This is a genomic window from Synechococcus lacustris str. Tous (genome assembly GCF_003011125.1).
In the GTDB taxonomy this organism is placed as follows: Bacteria; Cyanobacteriota; Cyanobacteriia; order PCC-6307; family Cyanobiaceae; genus Synechococcus_D; species Synechococcus_D lacustris.
Genome location: NZ_PXVC01000205.1, coordinates 1 through 1,162, shown reverse-complemented (window position 1 = coordinate 1,162; position 1,162 = coordinate 1). Strand labels below are relative to the sequence as shown.

At 32.7% G+C, this 1,162-nt stretch carries 2 protein-coding genes; both read right to left on the bottom strand.

Annotated elements, in window-relative coordinates; translation table 11 throughout:
- Positions 1 to 124 precede the first annotated feature (124 nt).
- On the bottom strand, positions 125 to 961 hold the full coding sequence (locus C7K08_RS14335; RefSeq protein ID WP_106501161.1) for a DNA adenine methylase: 837 nt from the start codon (positions 959 to 961) through the stop codon (positions 125 to 127).
- On the bottom strand, positions 958 to 1,162 hold a 205-nt coding region (locus C7K08_RS15725), incomplete at its 5' end, for a hypothetical protein (protein ID WP_161955950.1). The genes C7K08_RS15725 and C7K08_RS14335, both read right to left, overlap by 4 nt.

The following is a 1,162-nucleotide window of genomic DNA, read 5'->3' as shown; positions in this document are numbered from 1 at the left end:
GTTAGTGTGTGTTCTTCATATTATAGGGACACTTTACACGTCCCCCCAAAGGTTTCTTACAAAAGAATTATAAGGTCTTTTGAGATCTCCTGAGATAGTTTGTGTGTCAGTTCTTGAAGTGTCCTCAGTATAATAAAGTTTCCAGTACATTTACATTAGATTCAACTTTAACTTTTGGTTGTTTGATGATAATAAGTTCTGTTTTTTTACCTCTGCAACTTGCATCACCTGCCATCTGATAATCAAATTCAAGATAACGAAATTCAGTCCAATCTTTGTATAATTCTTTGAGATAATCTGTGTTGTCATAAGACATCACAAACCCACCTTTGTGTTGCTTCAAGATATCAGCAAGTTTATCATGATCAAATCCTTCATGAGTACTTCCATCAATACCATAATAGTATGATGTTGTTTTATAGTATGGTGGATCTAAGTATAAAAAATCATTTTGGTGCTTTGGTATTGTTTCAAAGCAATTACCAAAGGAGAATGAGAAGTTTGGGTTATGAAATCCAATCAATTTATAGATACCAGCAAGACTTAGATTCTTTCGTGATGATTCTGATGTGTGACCAAGATCTCCACTAAATGCACCTTTAATACAAATATAAAAAGACCATGCTCTTGTGAACTTATCATCACTCTCTAATAGTGGTAGAAAGGATTTATAATGTTCTCTATCTTTAAGAGGATAATGCTTTGCTACTTCTTCACCAATTCTTTTTCCACCTTCTGTTGTTAGAAGTTCCCAAAAGTCAGCAAGAGGTTGAAACAAATCATATGCTTGAATCTTTACACCTCTGGATGCTAATAAAAGTTCAATACAACCTCCACCCATGAAAGGTGACATCATATAAGTAAGATTTGGATGAATCTCATCTATAATCTCAATGATCTCATCTTTCATTTTATTTTTACCGCCAGCATAACGATAAAGACTTGTGGAGGTATATTTCATGCAATTAAAGAAAAAATATTAGGATTAAAAAGGTATGATCTTGTTTCAACATTAATTGGTTGATAATGTGACAAATTCATAGCAAAGTTATAAACTTCTGGAGTTGTTAGAGCATTAAAGTATTTGTCTCTTTCTTCTTTACAATCAAAGAGATGACAATCTGCGGCAGAACTCAATTTATCAACATCTTCAAGTTCAATA